The sequence below is a fragment of the Paenibacillus sp. CF384 genome, from assembly GCF_900106745.1.
Lineage (GTDB): Bacteria > Bacillota > Bacilli > Paenibacillales > Paenibacillaceae > Paenibacillus_Z.
This window is the reverse complement of record NZ_FNNV01000001.1, coordinates 447,765-468,770: the sequence shown is the minus strand read 5'-3', so window position 1 is coordinate 468,770 and position 21,006 is coordinate 447,765. Positions and strand designations below refer to the sequence as shown.

Below are 21,006 nucleotides of genomic sequence, written 5' to 3'. Positions count from 1 at the left end.
GAAATTGTAAACAGCATGATTACGCATCAAAGATTACATATATATAGTTATGTAAACTAACTCAGTGGAGGCTTAACGACATGATGGAAACAAATCGATTAATCATACGAGAATTTAAGGCTTCCGATTTGGAAGCTGTTCATGCGTACGCCTCGGATCCTTTGGTCTGTACCCATACGATTTGGGGGCCGAATACCATTGAAGACACACAGAACTACCTCCAGAGCGTCATTGACATGCAGAACCAGCAGCCGCGACTGGATTACGAGTTTGCTGTTGTATTGAAGGAAAGCGGGGAGTTGATCGGCGGCTGTGGCCTGCACATCGGGAACCCTTTACAAGCGGAATTGGGTTATTGCTTCAATCGCGCATTCTGGGGTAAAGGTTATGCTACTGAAGCGGCGGCTGCCTTACTGCAGTTAGGTTTTCGAGAGCATGGACTTCATCGCATGTATGCAACCTGTCGCCCGGATAACTTAGGTTCAGCAACGGTGCTGCAACGAATCGGAATGAAATTCGAAGGTCATTTGAGAGAACATATGCGGCATAAAGGAAAGTGGTACGACTCCTACCAATATTCGATTCTGGAAGATGAATTTCTGTAAGCTCGAATCCATCCTTGGACTCAGATGATTATGAGATGAATACATATCGACTTCACTTAGCTGGGCTTGTATAATAGGTGAATTAAATCCAACAGACAGTGGAGTGTAGACTTATGGAAATCAGAATCGACGATTTAACCGGAGACCAAATTATTGCCCTTATAGCGGAACATGTTCGCAGTATGGCCGAGCAATCTCCCGAGGAAAGCATGCATGCGCTCAACCTTGACGGATTGAAGCAGCCGGAGATTACGTTCTGGAGTGCTTGGCAAGAGGATGAATTACTCGGCTGCGGCGCGATTAAGGAGCTGGATGCGGAACATGGTGAGATCAAGTCAATGCGTACCTCCAAGAAGCATTTAAGAAAAGGGGTTGCGAAGAGACTTCTTGTCCATATGATCGAAGAAGCCAAGAAACGCGGATATGTACGGCTAAGCTTGGAAACGGGATCGTTGGAATCGTTCAAACCCGCGATGAAGCTGTATGAGAGTCTAGGCTTCGAAGAGTGCGAGCCATTCTCGGATTATATACTAGACCCATATAGTGTTTATATGACGAAGGCATTATAAAGTCATGACCTTACAGCAGCTGAAATATATCCTTGCCATCGTAAGCTGCGGCTCCATTAGCGAGGCAGCCAAGCAGCTTTTTATCTCTCAGCCCAGCTTGTCCAGTGCAGTTAAAGAATTGGAGCATGAGATCGGCTTAGACATCTTTCTTCGGACCTCGAGGGGTATAGCGCTTTCCAACGAAGGTGCTGAATTTCTATCCTACGCCAGGCAAGTAGTAGAGCAAGCCGAGTTGCTTGAGCAGAGATACATGGATAAGAAACCTACGAAGAAGCTATGTTCCATATCCACGCAGCATTATGCTTTTGCCGTTCAAGCTTTCGTGAGCCTGTTGAAAGATTTGAATACGAATGAATACGAATGTACGTTGCGTGAAACCAGAACTTACGAAATTATCGAAGACGTACGAAACATGCGCAGCGAGATCGGCATCCTGTACCTAAGCGACTTTAACCGGAAGGTTATCGAGAAAATAGTGAAAGATAGCGGACTCCGATTCCATCCGCTCTTCGAAGCAGAACCGCATGTCTTTATAAGCACGGAACATCCGCTGGCCAATAAGACGATGTTAGAAATCGATGATCTGGACGAGTTCCCATGTCTGTCTTTCGAGCAGGGGGAGTATAATTCGTTCCATTTCTCGGAGGAGATTCTAAGTACCAGGTCCTACAAGAAGAAAATCATGGTGAGCGACCGGGCGACCTTATTCAATCTTCTTATCGGTTTGAATGGTTATACGATCAGTTCCGGAGTTCTGAATGAGGATTTGAACGGGGAAAATATTAAATCGGTGCGTCTGCGAACAGTCGAGAAGATGCAGATCGGTTATATCACGAACAAGAAAACCAATTTAAGCCAGCTCGCCACCGATTATGTAGGGAAGCTGGAGAGCATCATCGCGGATTTCGGATACGCCATACTAAGTCAAAAGGATGAACTCGGTTGAGTTCATCCTTTTCTGATTCCAGTAAAGTTACAACGCTGCTCTGACTTCTTTCGCAGCTTGGACCAAGTGCCGCAGACTTTCCCACGTTTCGGTTACGCCTCGCGTCTTCAATCCGCAATCGGGATTGACCCACAGTTTGGCAGCGTCGATTTTGTCTAGCATGCGGTGGAGTCCTTGCTTGAGCTCGTCCACGGACGGAATACGAGGGGAGTGGATATCGTAAACCCCTGGTCCGACTTCGGTCTGGAAGCCGCAAGCGTTGATGGCATCGATAATGGCAAGATCCGACCTGGATGCTTCGAACGTAATGACGTCGGCATCCATGGCATCGATATCCCGAATAATATCACTGAATTGGCTGTAGCACATATGGGTATGAATTTGCGTATCGGCCTGGACGCCGCTATGCACCAAGCGGAAAGCAGGGATGGCCCAGCTCAAGTATTCGGCTTGCCAATCCGATTGGCGCAGAGGTAGCTTCTCTCTCAGTGCGGCTTCATCGATCTGGATGATTTCAATCTGATTGGCTTCCAAATCGAGCACTTCGTCTCTGATTGCAAGCGCAATCTGTAGGGCGCTATCCTTCAAGCTAATATCCTCGCGAGGGAAGGACCAGTTGAGAATGGTAACCGGGCCGGTCAACATGCCTTTTACCGGTTTGTTTGTTAAACTCTTAGCATAAGCCGAATATTCGACAGTCATGGGTCTGGAGCGGCTGATATCTCCCCATACGATTGGCGGTTTGACGCATCTTGTACCATAGGATTGCACCCAAGCGTTCTCTGTGAAAATAAATCCGTCTAAACACTCCCCGAAGTATTCCACCATATCGTTACGCTCATATTCGCCATGGACCAGAACGTCCAAGCCAATCTCTTCTTGCAGTGCGATACATTCCGCAATCTTATCGAAATTGAACTGTTTGTATTGTTCTTCGGTAATGGCGCCTTTCTTGAAAGAGAAACGGTTCGCTCTGACTTCGGCTGTCTGCGGGAACGATCCGATCGTAGTCGTCGGAAGCGGAGGCAGCTTGAACTTGTCATTCTGAATCGCTTCACGTTCGGTGAAAGCAGGCAGTCTCGTGAAGTCAGCGTCCGTTAACGTTGACGTTCTGGCGTGTACAGCTTCGTTACCTGCGAAACGAATTCCATTGAAGAGCTCTTCATTCTGGAGGTAAAGGTCGGCTGCATATGGATTCGCATGTGCCAAGATCGATTTAAGGTCAGCAAATTCACGCAGCTTCTCTTCAGCGAATGCAAAATAATGTTTATGATGGTCAGTCAGCTTTGTTTCGTTCTGCAAGGAGTATGGTACATGAAGCAGCGAACAAGAGGAGCTCAGCACCAGCTGTTTGGCTAGACCCTTCAACTCTTGCACGGTTGCAAGTGTGTGTTTATAGTTGTTTTTCCAAATATTCTTCCCGTTTACGACACCGGCGAACAGTACTTTATCAGCAGAGAATCCGTTCCGGCGCACGAGCTCCAGCGATTGTTTGCCTTCGACGAAGTCAATCCCAATGCCATCGAATGGGAGGGCTTGAAGCGCTTGATAACAGTCGCGAATGTCACCGAAGTAGGTTTGAGCGAGAACTTTTACATCGCCCTTGGAGGCTAGAATGAGCTTATACAGCTTTGAGAAAAGGTCAAGATCCTCTTGCGAGAGATCGGTTACCAGTGCAGGCTCGTCAATCTGAATCCATTCGGCACCGAGCGCGTTTAGTTCGATGAGTACATTCGCATAGGCAGCGGCTGTTTCTTGTAGGAAGTCGCCTGCTTGCTTGACGCCTGTATATTTGGCAAGCTTGAGCAGCGTGAAGGCACCGATTAATACCGGTTTCGTTGGGATATGTAGACGTTTAGCCTCTAGGAACTCATCGAACAGCTTCGTGCCTGCTAACTGAATCGTAGTGGAATCGTCAATGACAGGAACCATATAGTGATAGTTCGTGTTGAACCATTTTTTCATGGCCAGCGCTTTAACATCGCCTTGTTCGCCTTGGTAACCTCTTGCCATAGCAAAATAGGTTTCAAGCGGGCTAAGACCCAGCGATTGATAGCGCTCCGGAATGATATTGAACAAGCATGCCGTATCGAGCAGGCCGTCGTAGAATGAGAAATCGTTGGAAGGTATATAGTCAATCCCATTCTCTTGCTGTTTCCTCCAGTGGTTGGCGCGTAGCTCCACGCCGGTCTGATGGAGTTCGTCTAGCGTAATGTCGCCTTTAAAATATTTCTCCGAAGCGAATTTCAGCTCTCGTAATGATCCTACTCTAGGATAGCCAATAAGTGATGTTTGCAATGTCAATCTCTCCCTGCGCTGTATGATGAGCTTATTATAGAGCGGAGAGCTTGCTATCGGAAAACACATAAATACTATGTCAAGGTATAGCTTTTTACTATGGGTTTGGAAGGCGATTCGCTAATTTCATAGACAAAAGCAGCTACATTCTATAATATGAATAGCAATTGAATAAAACTAGTCAAGGTGCAGGCTTAGTCGATAAGCCTGCTTAATAGGGAAGTCCGGTGAAAATCCGGCGCGGTCCCGCCACTGTAAATGAAGAGCTGATCTGGGAATTGCCACTGGCCGACAGGCTGGGAAGGTAACAGAGAAGCGTTGACGCATAGCCAGGAGACCTGCCTTGATTGGATTTCACACACTCTACGGATGATGGAGGCGGTGCTTTTTTTGTTGTCTTTCCTTGTAGTTGACGACGCGGGCTGCCCTTGATTCTTTCATGAATCGGGGGCGTTTTTGTTATTATGTATGCCACAGATTACTGTAGAACGAGAAAAGGTTGATATCAAATGCAACAATATACGAAGAGAGAAGGCAAGACTATGCGTTCAAAGGCAATCAAATCATTAGCTATTATCGTTTCATTCATTATGTTGTTATTGTCGATCACTGCCGGCCTCGGTCCGGTGAAGACAGCGCGCGCTGAGGCGCCTTTCGATCTCGCAGCTACAATCGAAGCTGCATCGGGTTACTTCCAGAAAAGCTCATCAGGAGTTGGTTCCGATTGGGGGGCAATCGGACTGACAAGGGCGGGTAAGAAGATACCCGATACCTATGTACAGTCATTAGTTAACCGCGTTAAGTATAGCGAAGCTGAATTCGATCGCGTTACCGAGTTAGAGCGTACGATCATGACCCTATCGGCTGCAGGTCAAGATGCAACGAATATCGCCGGCTTTAACTTGATCGAGAAGCTTTATTCTAGCAACTATATGATTAACCAAGGGATCAATGGCCCTATATTTGCTTTGATTGCAATGGATTCAGGTCACTATGAGGTTCCAGCAGACGCGAAATGGACTAGAGAAACTCTTATTGACGAAATAGCCTCCCGCCAAAACGAAGACGGGGGATTCTCGCTAAGCGTTGGCAACCATAGCGACCCGGATCTTACGGCCATGTCTTTAATCGCGCTTGCGCCTTACGCAGAGAATGCAACGGTTAAGAGGTTGGATTTGATTTCAGATCTGACACAGTGGCTTTCCTTAAAACAATCGCCGAATGGCGGTTATATTATCACGTCATGGGGGAGTACCGTCGATTCCAGCGAAAGTGTGGCGCAGGCGATCATTGGTTTAACTGCTTACGGCGTCGACCCAACCGGTCCGGATTATACCAAGAACGGAATCACATTGATCGACAAGCTCATGCAATTCCGAATGGAAGACGGTACATTCACACATACGATGGATTGGCCAATGTCAAACGGCATGGCTACGGAGCAAGCGCTTCAAGCACTTGATGCTTACAAGCTATTCTTGGAAGGTCATGGTGAGCGGCTTTATGACTTTAGCGGCACACTGCCCGGACTTGAGCACATTCCGGCCGCACCTGTAAAGATCCGAGTCGAAGGCCCGGAACCTAATCAATCCTTCTTCGAAGGAACGGCAAATGCAGCAACACCTTTAGAAGCTTTAAAGTCGGTGTCAACCACGGGCAGCATTCAGCTGGGGATCACTTCCATGTGGGGTATGGTGTTTGTTGCCATTAACGATATTGCATACAATCATTATGAGAATGATTATGGAAGCTGGAGTTTTGCCATCCAAAGAGGCAACACATGGTTGACTTCGTCGGATGGCGCGATGGATGAGATTCCATTGAAGACTGCGGATAAACTTGTATTTTATTACAAAGCTGATAATACGGAGATGATAGACACCATTAAGGTGCAGCCAGAATCAGGTACATCGCTGAATGAAGATCATGCTTTCGACATCGTAGTCAATAAGATGACTATGGATTGGAGCTCCTTTACACTGGTTTCAGCTCCAGCAGAAGGCGTAAATGTCGATATCGTTCACGAGGGTGAAACGATTTCCACGCAGACGACTAATGCGCAAGGTACGGCGCGATTTGACGGGTTGACTGCTGGAAGTTACACCGTTTCCGTATCTAAATACGTCCCTAAGAGCGGGCCTGATGTCGTACATAAGTCCATGCCGCTGGAAGTGAGAAGCGGTATACCGCCGATTGAATTGCCGCTGCCCAATGGAGTTCAGCCAACGATTACGATTCCTTCGGATGATCGTCCGTATATAATCGGCATTGCCGATTCGGATTCGCAGAAGCAAATTGCCATCACGATTCCTCAGCAGAATCAGTCGTTGGTGATGTTGAACTTGCCGCCTAACACCGATCTGCCTGCCATAGAAGCGAAGAAAGGGAATCTAACGTTCAGCATAGCGCAAGGCACGCAGCTCATTAGTGGTGATGGTTCTTCTATCGAACTGTTAACATCCAAGAATAAGTCGGATTCCGTTCTGATCAGTCGCGTTAATTCCTTAATCCCTAGCGGCTCAACCCTTAATCGACTTAGCGAAGTAATTACGGTCGGAGGTGGAGTCGGCAGAGTCGAATTTGATTCGTACCTTACACTGACCTTCGCAGGATTGAAGGGTAACCAGGCTGCCTATATCCAGAATGGATCTCCACATGTGATCCAGCGGTTTGCGAACGATGCCGAGGGACTCGCTAGCGGAAAAGAAGAGTATGCGTTCGACAGCGGCGATGATCTGATTGTGAAGACGAAGCATTTTACTGACTATGTGGCCTATACAACCCAAACAGTGACAATTCCGTCAGTCCCAACCCCTCATGCGACTTTATCCGTTGATAAACTCACGATTAATAAAGGGTATGTACTGCAAAACACAAGTTTTGACTTGCAGCCGGGCGATACCGCATGGAGTGTGCTCAAGCGATCGCTTGATGCGAAAGGCATCAGCTATAAATCCAAATATTATGCTTCGTTCGGAAGTGTCTACGTACAAGCGATTGACGGTGACGGCGAATTCGATCATGGAGCAAACAGCGGTTGGATGTATAACGTAAACGGCATTTACCCTGGTTACGGCTCCAGCAGCTATACACTCAAAGACGGCGATAAAGTGGAATGGAGATATACGACCAATCTCGGTAAAGACTTGGGGGCATCAACCAGCCAGTGGCCGGATTTGCCCGATGACGCAACAGATAACGAGGTGCCACCGAATAATGAACAAGATCAGAACACGGATTCAAGCGGCAGCGTGAACGTGGATCTGAACAAGCACTATTCGGATGCGAAGCAAATTGCAGCATGGGCGACCAGCGCCATCGAAACGGCGACGAGCAAAGGCTTCGTTAAAGGCACATCAGGCAAGTTAAATCCGAAATCGAAGATTACAAGAGCAGAGTTTGCCAAGCTTATGGTGGAGGTTCTCGGATTGAACGTGACAGCCGGAGCAGCAAGCCAGTTCACTGATGTACCACAGAACAAATGGTTTGCATCCTATATTAATACGGCCTACAACTCGGGGATCATTATGGGCTTCGAGAATCGATTCAATCCAAATGAGACGATTACGAGAGAGCAAATGGCAGCCATTGTTGTACGAGCCTTGAAACTTAAGCAATCTTCCTCATCCGTAACGCTTCAAGATTGGGATCAAGTATCGAAGTGGGCTCAAGCCGACGTTCAGACCGTTAGCGCGCTGCAAATCATGCAGGGATCGGCTAACCGCTTTAACCCGGCCGATTCGGTTACTCGCGAAATGGCGATCGTCGTCGCTATGCGGGCTTATGCGTACAAGCCGGATCACAATTCATAGTCACTGATAAAGCAAGAGCGATTCGAGATTCGATCGCTCTTGCTTTTATTTTACCAATATTGCATTTTAAGCCAATGGCGAGTACGATTTAGGTTATGCGAAGAAAGGGACGTGACGACACTATGAATAACTTCGAGAATATCAAATTAACTTCACTGTCCAGCAAGGGAGGCTGCGGTTGCAAAATAGGGCCGGCCGATCTGTCGGAGGTGCTGCGCAATCTTCCGGCTGCTGAGCCAAATCCCAATTTACTGGTTGGTTTAGATACGAGCGACGATGCCGGTGTATACCGTTTAAGCAATGAACTGGCACTGGTGCAAACGCTCGATTTCTTCACCCCGATTGTGGATGACCCGTATGATTTTGGACAAATTGCCGCGGCGAACGCAATCAGCGATATTTATGCGATGGGCGGCAAACCTTTAACAGTGTTAAATATCGTCGCTTTTCCGATCTCTACGCTAGACAAACGCATTCTCTCCGAAATTTTGCGAGGTGCTGCCGATAAAGTACAGGAAGCCGGCGCAACGCTGGTCGGTGGACATTCCATTGATGACAAAGAGCCTAAATTCGGTCTTGCCGTTACAGGTCTTGTGCATCCGGAGAAGGTGCGTACCAATGCGGGAGCTAAGCCCGGAGATCGATTAATTCTAACAAAGCCCATTGGAGTAGGCATCTTAACAACTTCAATCAAGAAGGATCAATTATCGATCGAAGAGACGAAACGATTGACCCAAGTAATGGCCACGTTGAACAAAACAGCAGCGGAGGTAATGGAGCCGTACCAAGTAAATGCTTGTACTGACGTGACGGGATTCGGATTAATCGGACATGCTCTTGAGATGGCCAAAGGCAGCCAGATGACTGTTAAGCTTCATCATAAGGATGTACCTCTGCTTCCGAGGGTACGAGAACTGGCGGAAAACGGATTTGTACCGGGCGGTACGAAGAATAACTTCGTTCACGTTCAGCATGATGTAACGTTCCCGGATGCGCTTGATCAGGTCGGCCGCTGGATTCTATGTGATGCGGTTACTTCAGGCGGGCTGCTTATTTCCGTAGCAGGTGAGCAAGCGGAATCCCTCTTACAGCAATTGTTGCAAGCTGGGGTAGAAGCAAGTATTATCGGTGAGATCACGGACGAGAAACCAGGACATATTATTGTAGATTAGAAGGGGAAGCCGATATGTTTCAAGACCTAAAACTTCAAGAATTGCTTGCACTGCGACAGCAGAAGAAAATAATAACGATTGATGTAAGGTCGCCTTCCGAGTTTGAGGATGCCACCATTCCGGGCAGCTTGAATATCCCTTTCTTCGACGATAACGAACGAGCAGAGATCGGTACGCTATATAAGCAAGTCAGCATCCAAGCGGCCAAAGAACGAGGCCTTGAGATTTTTTCTGCCAAGCTTCCTTCTTTCATTAAACAATTCTCCCTCATCCCCGGCAAGAAGGCAGTTTTCTGCTGGAGAGGGGGCATGCGAAGTAAAACAACAGCAACGGTCTTGTCTCTTATGGACATTCATGTTAGCCGGTTGGAAGGCGGCTATCGTGCCTTTCGCCAAGGTGTGGTCCAAACGATTGATGAACTTGACGTGTTGCCTCCTGCATATGTGCTGCATGGCAACACAGGCAGCGGGAAAACAGCGATTCTGCGTCAATTGCAAGAGCGGGGCTATCCCGTGTTGAATTTCGAAGAGCTGGCTGGGCATCGCGGCTCCGTGTTCGGGAATATTGGGGTAAAGGCACATAATCAGAAGAAATTCGATGCGTTGTTAGTAGATGAACTGGCGAGCATTCAGCGGGCTTCTTATCTACTCTTCGAGGCGGAGAGTAAACGAATTGGCAAAGTCGTCATCCCGGATCAATTGCTGTTGAAGAAAGAGGCGGGGCATCAAATATGGCTGGAAGTCCCGCTCGAAACGCGTATTCAGCATATTTTGGAGGACTATCGTCCTTGGGAGCATCAAGAGGCTTGCTTGAAGTCCTTCCTTCAAATCAAACCACGCATCCATACGCCGATCGCGGCTGAGATCGAACTGTGTTTGAAAGAAGAGAAGTATGACCGTGCTGTGGAGCTGCTGCTTGTCTATTATTATGATCAGCGTTATGCGCACACTTCATCGGGATACAGCTCGGAGAACAAGACAGTCATTGCAGCGCAATCTACCGAAGAGGCAGTTGCAGCCGTAGAGCAGATGTTACGTTCACTGCAGCCTACATCTATATAGTTTAATGCGATTAATAAATCCGCTGCTAGTGGCGGATTTATTTTTTTTGCCTATGGACGAACATTTTTCGCGAGGGCAACTCTATTTACTCGTCCCACTTTTGTGAGCCGCATGACAAAACGTTTCTCTAGACCCACATCGGTTTTGGCTGGTACGATAAGGCAACAAAGCAGTAGAGGAAGGGATTATTGCCGTAATGGAACAGCAGAAGTATGATCAACTGAAAATTGGAGAACGCGGTGCACTCCTTAGTATAATTGCGTATATCCTTCTATCTTCATTAAAGCTTACGATCGGGTATATGACCGGATCTGAAGCGCTGCAGGCGGACGGACTGAACAATGCAACCGACATCGCGGCTTCGATTGCCGTTCTTATTGGACTGCGACTGGCTCGCAAACCGGCAGATGATGATCATCCCTATGGTCACTGGAAGTCCGAAACGATTTCTTCCATGCTCGCTTCCTTTATTATGATGGTGGTCGGCTTGCAGGTTCTTTACCAATCCGTCACTTCGATCTTCCAAGGAGATGAGAAGTCCCCGGACCTGCTCGCGGCATGGGTGGGTATCTTCTCCGCAGTCGTCATGTACAGCGTGTATCGCTATAACAAGAAATTGGCTGCGCAGATTAACAGTCAAGCGGTCATGGCCGCTGCCAAAGATAATCTCTCGGATGCTTTTGTAAGTCTAGGCACGTTCGTAGGCATCATCGGTTCGCAATTTCATTTGGCATGGCTCGACCCGCTTACAGCCATCGTCGTTGGAATAATCATTTGCCGGACGGCATGGGTGATTTTCCGTGAGGCATCGCATCATCTCTCAGATGGGTTTAACGAAGAGACGATCCTCTCCTTCAAAGAAATTGTCTTGAACGTACAAGGCGTAGAGGACGTTCGAGATATTCGCGCAAGAAATTACGGCAGCAATGCAGTGGTTGACGTGACCTTACTCATTAAGGGAGATATGGAATTTCAAGAAGCACATGATGTCGCAACGAGAGTAGAGATGGAGTTGAAAAATTCGTCGAACGACGTTTACGAAGTCCATGTGCACTATGAGCCGGTCGAATAAGTAGACTTCCACACATGACCCGCAGCCAGCTGCGGGTTTCTTTATGTTGAGAACGGTACTGGAATAATTATGAATTTATACAGAGGTGATTATGGACGAGATGTAGAATGTTTGAAGTAGACATTAACCCACTCACAAAGGAGAAATAAGGGTATGGATGCAGCGAAAACTAGTGTATTTAATGAGCTTAATCAATATGTACTGGATATTCGAAATCAAATTTCAGCCTCTGCGACATCTGTTGTCGTGATCCAGAATGATCAGATCGTTAACGAATATTATGCGGGTTACCATGATAAATCGCCTAACAGTCGAATGATCGATGAGCGATCCCAGTTCAATGTAGCATCCATTCGCAAAACGTATTTGGGATTCGCCATTAGTCTTGCACTGTATGAAGGAAGAATTAAGGACATTAATGATTTTGTGTCCGACTATCTCGATGACGTGGACGAGAGTATTATCGCCCAGACTACAATTAGGCATCTGCTTACGCATACTCACGGATTACAGGGTCCAATGAAGAGGTTATTTCCTTCGGGAACGGATTGGAAATACAACAATGCCGGAGTGAATTTGCTGATTCGCATCGTACAACAGGTCTTTAATCAGACCCTCGCAGAGGTAATAAACGAAAGAATTATAGAACCGTATGGGTTTACAGAGACAGGCTGGAGAAGAGAAAAGAATGACAACTTGGTATGGCTTGGTGAGGAGTATCTAAGCGATCAAGGCGGCGAGGCGAATCTCTTCGTGAGCACAAGAGAGCTAGCTTACTGGGGACAGATCCATCTGTCTAGAGGCATGTATATGGGGAAGCAAATTCTTCCGGCTGCACTGTTTGATCAAGTCGTTTCTATTGCAACACCGAGCCGCCTTGATGAATCCTTGCCTCGAAACGGTTTCTTCTGGTGGGTGAAGGACAAGTTCCGTCCGTTATCCGAGCTCGGGAATGAGCTTCCGAATGGTTCCTATCAATCGCTCGGTTTCTACGGTAATGCGGTATTGGTTATTCCCGCGTATAACGCTGTGGCGGTTCGCATGTTAAATCAATTGGAACCGAATCCGGCCGACTATGATTATCTGCAGGATATTCAAGGCTTTGGGAATCTGGTTGTGAAAGGTTTGAGTGAGCAATGACGACAAAATTTATTCCAGTAAGTATAGACGCAGAGCGAATTCGGGCAGTCTCTAATCGCTGCTTACATCTCGATCAAGGATCTCTGATGGAGTGGCATTGTGAAACAATCAAATCAGCAAGACCTAATTTCGTGACAGGCGGCGTGTATCGGATAACTGGTCTGACAAGCATTGATGATGGATCACCTCGATCATGGTCTTTGATTTTGAAAGTCGTCCTTGTTGACCCGAATCGAAATGATCCGACGCATTACAATTACTGGCGCCGAGAAATTGAAGCCTATGAATCAGGTTATCTTCGCCATCTGCCAGCGGGGATAAAGGCTCCGGAATGCTATGGTATTGACGAAAATGCCGACAGTACCGTATGGCTGTGGCTAGAGGATATCATTCAGGAATCACGATCCTGGCGGTGGGACGATTATGCGTATGCGGCGGAGAAGCTTGGCGAATTTCAGTCCGCCTACTTAGCAGACAGCCTATTGCCGGATTTACCTTGGGCGAATCATCACTGGATGCGCTCATGGATTCATGAATGTCAGACCTATCGAACGACGAATCCCATGACGGCAACGATAAGTGATAACGATTCCAAGTACAGAGTGACCGCCGTCATTGAACACTTCACTACTTTTGAATCATTAATCGATGATTGGCTTATCGAGTTAGAGCAATTACCGCGAACCTTTGCTCACCAGGATTTCTATGAGCTAAACATTATGTTACACGCAGAGCATTCTCAGGTTTGGCAGCTAGCCGTGATTGATTGGCAGTTTGCCAGCATTTCCGGAATAGGGGAGGATTTGGGCCGATTCTTAGGTTTATCGCTTAGCCGCGGGAACGTGCCTATGGATCGATTCCGAGCCTATAGGGAGCACTTGCTATCCTCATACCTCGAGGGGATGAAGCGAACGGGTTGGAATGGGGACGAATTTATGGCGAGATTCGGTTATCTAGCTTCTTTCGCCTTACGCGCAGTTTGGGAAGTACCGAAGCTGCTCCGCAAATGGGAACAAAATGCCGAATCGGCAGAGTGCCAACGGTTGCTGCTCATTACAGAATTACAGATGGAAGCCGTGAACGAAGTTGAACGACTGCGAACCTTACTCGTTGCTTCCAAGTTGAAGGAAACGATATGAACAAACTTCTCATCGTAGGTATAGTAGCCAGCGGTAAAACAACGTTAGCCAAACGATTATCAAGTCAATTGGATCTGCCTTGGTATGAGCTGGATTCCATTGTTCATCACGTAACAGCCGATGGTCGACACAAACGAACACCAGCAGAACAACTTGAAGTCATTATGGATATTGATGATCAAGAAGGAAAGTGGATATTCGAAGGCACGGACCGTGAGTCGTATCAATGTTTATATGAAATGGCAGATACAATCGTGTTTCTGGATCCGCCGCTATGGAAGCGTAGAATTCGAATCTTCACGCGGTTTATGAAGCAGAAACTCGGTATCGAGAAATGCCATTACAAACCGGATATGAAAATGTTGCGCATGATGTATAAGTGGACGCAAGATTTCGAACGGAATCGAAGCCGTTTCGAAAGTAAGCTGCAGATCTATCAAGCTAAGGTGATCCGCATGAATGATAACAAAGACGAAGAAGCCCTGACGTAACTTACGCGCAGGGCTTCTTTGTATTTCTTGAATAAGGACATCCAAATGCTCACATGATAAAACGAAGCTGTTGGAAGGAGGTGGAAATGACTTGGAGCCAAACTTTCCAGTCGATGTGAACGAAAGTGTGACAATCAATCATGATGCATTACGCCATATTTTTGATAACTGTGCGGATATCGTATTTAGACCTTTAAAACTCACGGATCAATCCGAAGTTTTACTTGTTTATATAGAAGAGTTTACAGATTCGACTAGACTGGAACAGATCATTTCGGCATGCATGATTAGTCGCGATGTGGATCGGCTGATGCAATATCAAATAATTACTCGGTTCTCGGAGGTTATAGCCAACGTTCTCAAAGGCTGTACCGTTATTTTTATAGATGGAAAGCCTTGTGCTTATTTGGCCGAAATGACCGTTTACAAGCAACGTGCAATCTCTGAACCAACGAATGAGGCATCCATTCGCGGGCCGCGTGAAGGCTTTACGGAAGATCTCAAGACGAACTTAAGTTTGATTCGAAGAAAAATCAGTCATCCGTCCTTAAAGTTCGAAATGCATCAGGCAGGCGAATTAACCAATACGGATTTTGTCATGGCGTATATCGAAGAAAAGGCGAAACCCGAGCTGCTCCAAGAGGTCAGAAACCGACTTCAATCGATTCGCACGAATCAACTGATGGACTCCAGCTACATTGAAGAGTATATCGAGGACAAGACGTTCTCCCTATTTCCACAAATCCAAAATACGGAACGTCCGGACACCGTTTCTTCGAGTTTGTTATCTGGCAGGGTAGCCATTATCGTGGACGGCTCTCCAAACGCATTGCTGCTGCCTATGACGTTCTGGTCCGGCTTTCAAGCAGCGGAAGACCATTATGAACGATTCATCTACGTTTCGGCGGTCCGAATATTAAGAATCATATTTGTCATTCTGTCATGTCTTCTGCCATCCGTCTATGTTGCGCTCACGACGTTCCATCCACAGATGATTCCACTTGCGGTGATGCTCAGTATCTCGGCTTCGAGAGAAGGAATTCCATTTCCAACCGTTATTGAAACCTTGTTAATGGAATTGATGTTCGAAGGATTGCGGGAAGCCGGTCTTCGATTACCTAAAGCAATTGGGTCAGCAGTGAGTATAGTTGGCGCGTTGGTAATTGGAGAAGCAGCCGTTCAAGCGGGATTCATATCTGCCCCTATTGTGATGATCGTAGCAGGTACCGGGATTGCATCCTTTGCTTTTCCAAGCTATAGCTTGGCCTTGCCGTTTCGAATGCTGCGGTTTCCGCTTCTAATCGTAGGCGGTTTCCTTGGTTTATATGGTGTCGCGATCGGAGTCATCTTCATTATGATCCATCTCGTAACGTTAAAGTCGTTTGGGGTTCCTTATTTAAAGCCTGTAGCTCCTATAGGGAAAAATATTTGGAAGGATACGCTTATACGATTGAATAAACGATACGTATCGGCGCAACGAAAATAATGAGGAAAATCAGTTTAATGTTTTGTTTGATCGCGACACTATTCATTTCCGGATGTTGGGATAGAAATGAAATAAACGATTACGCGTTTTGGATCGGAACCGCACTGGATTTATCCGAGGACGGGACGCTGCAGAAAAGTGCTCAGATTGCCGTTCCTGCTGATTTCAAGGCGAGAAGCGGCGGTCAACAACAAAGGGCGAACATTGTTCTAACAACGACTGGTACTTCCATCGTAGATTTGGAACAAGAAATTCAAGACAAACTGCCCCGTAAGGTTTTTCTGGGACATCGAAGGTCCATATTCATCGGAGAGAAGCTTGCGCGTAAAGGCTTAACCCAAATCATGGATCAATTCTCACGGAATACCGATACACGTATGCGCACGGATATCTTCGTTGTGGATGGTGGAAGAGGATGCGATGTACTGAAAATCAACAGTCCCTTTAATCAATTTTCCGCAATCGTTGCCGTAGATCAAGACCGCTTCTGTCGTTTAGGCGACTCTGCCTTACGTGATGTCTTACTTGATGTAGGACGCGATGGCATTCGGCCTTCTATGCCAATGGTTGAGACCTCACCTAATAATGCGCTTGAGAAACATAAGATAATCGAAGTGAAATCCGTTGCCATCTTTAATCGACACTTACAAATGGTCGGTAAGGTGACGGGTAGAGAATCGCTGGAATTGTTCTGGGTGAAAGGCGTATTGAAAAATCAGTTTATTTCGTTGGAAACGGGAGGAGGCGCCGTATCCTTATTTGAAACCAACTTAAAGAAAACCGTTCATACCGAATTTGAAGGAAATAAAATCAAAGCGTACATCAAGCTGGTGGGAACCGGGAGGGTCCTTGAAAACAACACTAACATCGATATCTCGGTAACCTCGGAACGTATTCCGTTAGAACGCAAGCTAAATGAAATGAAAGCCAAGCAAGTAGAGGAAACAATCAAGAAAGTGCAGCTTCAATATGGACAAGATGTATTTGGAATCGGAGAAGAGTTCCACAGAGAACATCCGTACAAGTGGAAAGAAATTAAGACCAGATGGGATCAACTATTTCCGACTGTAGAGGTATCGGTAACCGTGAAATTGAGAATTCAGAATACGGGGGCAATTGGAAGACGCATCCCAGGAATAGGAGACAGGAAGTGAAAATTTCTCCTTGGCAATTGTTTTGGATGTTCACCACATTGGAAATTTCAATGAGTATCTGGCTCACGGTGTCTCCTTCCATCGAGATTGCGAGACAGGACGCCTGGATATCCCTATTAGTGGCGGGGGTCATTGGATTATTCGTGACCCTGATTTGTATTCGAGTTTCACAAAGGCATTCTTCACTTACTTTGGTGGAATTTGCACAGAAGCTGTTCGGGAAGTGGGTCGGGAAGCTGATAGGCATGTTGTATATCATCATGTGGTTTTCAGTTGCGTCCGATATCTTGCGCATTTTCTCCCTGTTCATTAAGCAATTTCTATTTCACAATACGCCGATTTGGGTTATCGCATCGCTAATGGTCGCAGCTATGGTCTATATCAATTTGGCTGGAAGCATCGAAGCGATCGCTCGTTTTAGCGAAATGGCCGGACCGCTGCTTTTGGTTGGCATCGTCATTACATTTGCATTAAACTTAACTAATTTGCATCCCTCGCTAATTTTCCCGATCTATGCGGATACGGGGATACAGCCTATAATAAAGGGCTCTTTTGTGAACGCGTCATTTCTAGGGGAGTCCATGATGATCATGATGTTGACGCCTTTTATCGCAAACTCGCAAAAGTTGGTTAAGCCGACGCTGCTAGCGATATGCGTTCCATCCGTGGTCGCCGTTCTAACGGCAATTATGGTCATTATGACATTCGGAGCCAATATCGGTTCAACCTTAATATTCCCTTATTTCAGCATGGTCCGATTTATTAACTATCTGGATTTTGTTCAAAATATGGATGTCTGGATTATGTTCATCTGGATCTTCAGCGTGTTCGTAAAGTTGGCGATTTATTTGTTCATTAACAGTTATGGTACCGCACAATTGCTTGGTATCAAGAATTGGCGAAGAGTTCTATTCTATGCTGCAGCCGTCATTTTCTCTATCTCACTCTTACCCGCCAATATTATAGGCATGCTGGATTACGCGAACTTTGTATGGATTCCGTACATATTCCCTATATTTATTGTCGGTTTGCCGTTACTTCTATGGCTCGTAAGTTTAATTAGAGGGCGCTCACTTGTGCATGAACCTAACTAACTGCGTTGAACTTGAAATGAAAAAAAGCCGCGAAATCGCGGCTTATTCTCGAATCCAGACAAGCATTTCCCCCGGCTTGCGATTACCCCACTGCGTATAAGGAACCGCATAGATGCTCTGCTTCTCCAGCTTCAGCGGCGAGGTTCTATAGAGCGACGTGTTCTCCGAGTCCACATCTGCTTGACGATATCCTTCAGCATGCAGCGCAACGGAATTCCCATTATGCACAAGTCGAATTTCAGCATCCGCAGGGAGTATGAGATTCGGAAGGGCAGCACCATTGTCCATTTCCTCGAAGCAGTATACGAGAGGTCCGCGCTGCAGAGCTACGCGACCTGCATTGGCGCGAACGTTAGGATGAGCATAGATGCGCTTCGGTTCCATATCGAATTCGAGCGTGATGACATCTCCTTCTTGCCAATCACGGGTCAAGTAGGCAAATCCTTGGCGAATTTCGGGTTCCACAGGACTACCATTCAAGGTAAAGCTCGTTTGTTGCGACCAAGCTGGAAGACGCATCGCAATAGTGAACTCACCAGTTCCCGCCGCAGTTGCAACGTGAAGACGAACCTGTCCATTCCAAGGCAAACCGCTCTCGAGCTTAAGGCTTACTTGTCGTCCGGCTAACGTAAGCGTCGTTTCTGTTCCGATATACAGATGCGTGTAGAGAACATCTGAACTTGAAGTGAAAATATACTGCCCGAGAGAGGAGAGCAGCCTCGAGATATTCGGTGGGCAGCAAGCGCATGCGAACCATTGTTGCCGGATGGACTTAATGTGATGTTTGCCTGGATTGCCTCTGCTTGCTGCTGGCCACACCTCGAGCGGGTTGACGTAGAAGAAGCTTTGTCCATCGCCGGCCAGTGCTGCCGTTACCGTATTATATAGCGCGCGTTCCATGACATCCCCGTATTCACCGTTCGGCTCGAGCTGCAGCATTCGTCTGGCGAAGAAGATTAAGCCGATCGATGCACAGGTTTCGGAATAGTTCGTATCATTGGGCAAATCGTAATCAAACGTGAATGCTTCGCCGTGATGCGTAGAACCGATACTTCCGGTTACATACATTTGCTTGTTCACAACATTGCTCCATAACCGCTGACATGCAGCCAATAAACTTGCGTCTCCCAGATGAAGTGCGAGATCAGCCATGGCAGTGTACATATAGACAGCTCTTACGGCATGTCCGGTAGCTACCTCTTGTTCGCGTACGGGCTTATGAGCTTGCAGATAACGTAGATCCTGATGTTCCCTCTGAACGACCCCAGGCGTCCAGTAGGTGATGCGACCGCGCTTCTCCCATTCTTCTACCAAATAATTCGGCTGCTGACCGCGCTCATCAATGAAGAAACTCGCCAGCTTCACATATCTCTCTTCCCCGGTGATTTCATAAAGTTTGACCAGAGCTAATTCGATTTCCTGATGACCGTCATAGCCTCGGAGTTTGCCCGGTTCATCCCCGAAGTGGGTATCGATATGATCGGCCAGGCGTATGGCCACGTTCAGCAGGGTCGACTTGCCGGTTCCTTGATAATAGGCTACTGCCGCTTCGATTAGATGGCCGGCCGTGTACATCTCATGGCAGTCCATTAAGTTCGACCAGCGTGCACTTGGCTCGGCAATGGAGAAATAGGTGTTCAAATAACCATCTTCTTGCTGAGCGGATGCAATTAACTTGATGGCCTCGTCTGCAATACGTTCCAGATCGGCGTCCGGAGTGGCTGCTAATGAGTAGCCGACGGCTTCCAGCCATTTGTACATATCGGTATCCTGAAAAACAAACCCTCCGAAACTTCCTTCTTCCAGTCCTGCTGCAATACGAAAGTTACGTATAACGTGGCTTGGCTCCGCCGATTCTATGCGATCGTTCATCGCTTCCCATTGATAGGGAATGACCGTCTCGCGAATCAGATTTACATAGGAAGACCAATAGCTATCTTGCACTTGAACGGCACGAAGGTCGAGTGGGGAGGAGAGGGCTAGTCTATGATCTGTTGTCATGTGTGGTTTCGCTCCTTTAGTTGAACTTGCAAATCTATCATAAATGAAGAGGGAATCGGCTGTCGGTAGGCGAACTAGTAGATTAGGTGTCAAAAACTGACTTCATTCCGAAGAATTCGCAAAGACAGGAGCTGTTGCGGGATTGCTTCCTCTATATGTGCATGAACCATATCGACTGGTTATGGCCGGCCAGTTTATGTCCGATGAAACGTGGTCCCATACGGATCGAACGATTTATGACTACGAGCTAATTATTGGCGTTTCAGGTGTTGTATTCTTGGAAACAGATGGCCTTATGTACGAGGTGAAAGCAGGAGATATCCTATTTCTGATGCCCGGAGAACGACATCGCGGATACCGGCTTTCTTCGCCCGGCGTGTCCTTTTATTGGTTTCATTTTCATTTGCCTGAAACGTTGGGGAGTGAGCCGCTGCGCCTTGTTCCCCGTTATGCAGAATGCTCGAATCAGAGCAGAGTCCATATATTAGCTCGTCAATTATTGCATGCGGCCAATGGCGGTTACCGGATTCCGCGAGCGGGGGACTATTATCTGACCTGTCTGCTGATTGAGCTGGCAGAGCAGCTTGAGCATTCGAATGAGCTGGAAGCGATGGATCCAAGGCTGCCGCAATTGCTGGAATGGACGCGTCTTCATGCGCTTGATCGCGATATTTCCGTAGAACGGATAGCTGCCCATCTGGGCTATAACAGGGATTATCTCTCTCGGATGTTCAAGCAGAAATTCGGCTCCGGACTCCTCAACTATATCCACCATATCAAGCTTGAGACGGCGAAGGAGATCCTTGCGGATTCGAAGCTTCACGTGAAAGAGGTGGCTGTACAGGTAGGTATCGCCGATGACAAGCAGTTTGCCAAGTGGTTCAAGCGATTATCCGGCGTAACGCCGACGGCCTATCGCGAGGCTTTCGCCCGGACACGGTTGAATAAAGATTAGCGCTCAACCTA

General features: G+C 47.1%; 16 protein-coding genes and 1 riboswitch. Of the genes, 14 read left to right on the top strand and 2 right to left on the bottom strand.

The window, feature by feature from the left end:
- The first annotated feature begins 80 nt into the window (after positions 1-80).
- From BLW29_RS02135 to BLW29_RS02125, 3 genes are all read left to right on the top strand, one after another.
- Entirely contained in the window at positions 81-605 is a 525-nt protein-coding gene (locus tag BLW29_RS02135; RefSeq protein ID WP_371264661.1) for a GNAT family N-acetyltransferase, read from the top strand.
- A 113-nt stretch (positions 606-718) separates the two neighbouring features.
- A complete protein-coding gene (locus BLW29_RS02130; RefSeq protein WP_090975734.1) occupies positions 719-1,174 on the top strand; it encodes a GNAT family N-acetyltransferase in 456 nt (151 codons plus the stop codon).
- Between the two features lie 4 nt (positions 1,175-1,178).
- Entirely contained in the window at positions 1,179-2,120 is a 942-nt protein-coding gene (locus tag BLW29_RS02125; protein WP_090975732.1) for a LysR family transcriptional regulator, read from the top strand.
- Positions 2,121-2,147: 27 nt separating this feature from the next.
- Here BLW29_RS02125 and metE read toward each other — a convergent pair whose 3' ends face one another.
- Entirely contained in the window at positions 2,148-4,418 is a 2,271-nt protein-coding gene (gene metE / locus BLW29_RS02120; RefSeq protein WP_090975730.1) for a 5-methyltetrahydropteroyltriglutamate--homocysteine S-methyltransferase, read from the bottom strand.
- A gap of 167 nt (positions 4,419-4,585) precedes the next feature.
- Positions 4,586-4,779: riboswitch (cobalamin riboswitch) on the top strand.
- A gap of 181 nt (positions 4,780-4,960) precedes the next feature.
- On the opposite strand from metE, the gene BLW29_RS02115 reads away from it, so the two are divergent.
- The 10 genes from BLW29_RS02115 (at position 4,961) to BLW29_RS02070 (ending at position 18,039) form a co-directional block, all read left to right on the top strand.
- A complete protein-coding gene (locus BLW29_RS02115; protein ID WP_177186443.1) occupies positions 4,961-8,230 on the top strand; it encodes an S-layer homology domain-containing protein in 3,270 nt (1,089 codons plus the stop codon).
- 122 nt (positions 8,231-8,352) lie between these two features.
- Positions 8,353-9,402 (top strand): selenide, water dikinase SelD, encoded by a 1,050-nt coding sequence (selD, locus tag BLW29_RS02110; RefSeq protein ID WP_090975726.1) that lies wholly within the window; start codon positions 8,353-8,355, stop codon positions 9,400-9,402.
- 14 nt (positions 9,403-9,416) lie between these two features.
- Positions 9,417-10,463, top strand: a complete 1,047-nt coding sequence (gene mnmH, locus BLW29_RS02105; RefSeq protein WP_090975724.1) for a tRNA 2-selenouridine(34) synthase MnmH — start codon at positions 9,417-9,419, stop codon at positions 10,461-10,463.
- A 196-nt stretch (positions 10,464-10,659) separates the two neighbouring features.
- A complete protein-coding gene (locus tag BLW29_RS02100) occupies positions 10,660-11,535 on the top strand; it encodes a cation diffusion facilitator family transporter (RefSeq protein ID WP_090975722.1) in 876 nt (291 codons plus the stop codon).
- Positions 11,536-11,688: 153 nt separating this feature from the next.
- Positions 11,689-12,675, top strand: coding sequence for a serine hydrolase domain-containing protein (locus tag BLW29_RS02095; RefSeq protein WP_090975721.1), 987 nt, complete (start codon positions 11,689-11,691; stop codon positions 12,673-12,675).
- Complete coding sequence (locus BLW29_RS02090) at positions 12,672-13,814, top strand: phosphotransferase (protein ID WP_090975719.1); 1,143 nt, start codon at positions 12,672-12,674, stop codon at positions 13,812-13,814. The genes BLW29_RS02095 and BLW29_RS02090 overlap by 4 nt, the downstream gene beginning before the upstream one ends.
- Positions 13,811-14,305 (top strand): P-loop NTPase family protein, encoded by a 495-nt coding sequence (locus BLW29_RS02085; protein ID WP_090975717.1) that lies wholly within the window; start codon positions 13,811-13,813, stop codon positions 14,303-14,305. The genes BLW29_RS02090 and BLW29_RS02085 overlap by 4 nt, the downstream gene beginning before the upstream one ends.
- Before the next feature lie 91 nt (positions 14,306-14,396).
- The gene (locus tag BLW29_RS02080) at positions 14,397-15,791 is read left to right on the top strand and encodes a spore germination protein (protein ID WP_090975715.1); all 1,395 of its coding nucleotides are present in this window, start codon (positions 14,397-14,399) and stop codon (positions 15,789-15,791) included.
- A gap of 17 nt (positions 15,792-15,808) precedes the next feature.
- Positions 15,809-16,945 carry a Ger(x)C family spore germination protein gene (locus BLW29_RS02075; RefSeq protein ID WP_177186442.1) on the top strand — a complete coding sequence of 379 codons (1,137 nt, stop codon included), beginning with the start codon at positions 15,809-15,811 and terminating at the stop codon, positions 16,943-16,945.
- The gene (locus tag BLW29_RS02070) at positions 16,837-18,039 is read left to right on the top strand and encodes a GerAB/ArcD/ProY family transporter (RefSeq protein WP_090975711.1); all 1,203 of its coding nucleotides are present in this window, start codon (positions 16,837-16,839) and stop codon (positions 18,037-18,039) included. Before BLW29_RS02075 ends, BLW29_RS02070 begins: the two co-directional genes overlap by 109 nt.
- Positions 18,040-18,081: 42 nt before the next feature.
- Here the strand turns inward: BLW29_RS02070 and BLW29_RS02065 are convergent, their stop codons facing one another.
- Entirely contained in the window at positions 18,082-20,040 is a 1,959-nt protein-coding gene (locus BLW29_RS02065; protein WP_090975709.1) for a glycoside hydrolase family 127 protein, read from the bottom strand.
- Positions 20,041-20,182: 142 nt separating this feature from the next.
- Between BLW29_RS02065 and BLW29_RS02060 the strand changes: the two genes are divergently transcribed.
- A complete protein-coding gene (locus BLW29_RS02060; protein ID WP_090975707.1) occupies positions 20,183-20,995 on the top strand; it encodes a helix-turn-helix domain-containing protein in 813 nt (270 codons plus the stop codon).
- The last annotated feature ends 11 nt before the right edge of the window (positions 20,996-21,006 follow it).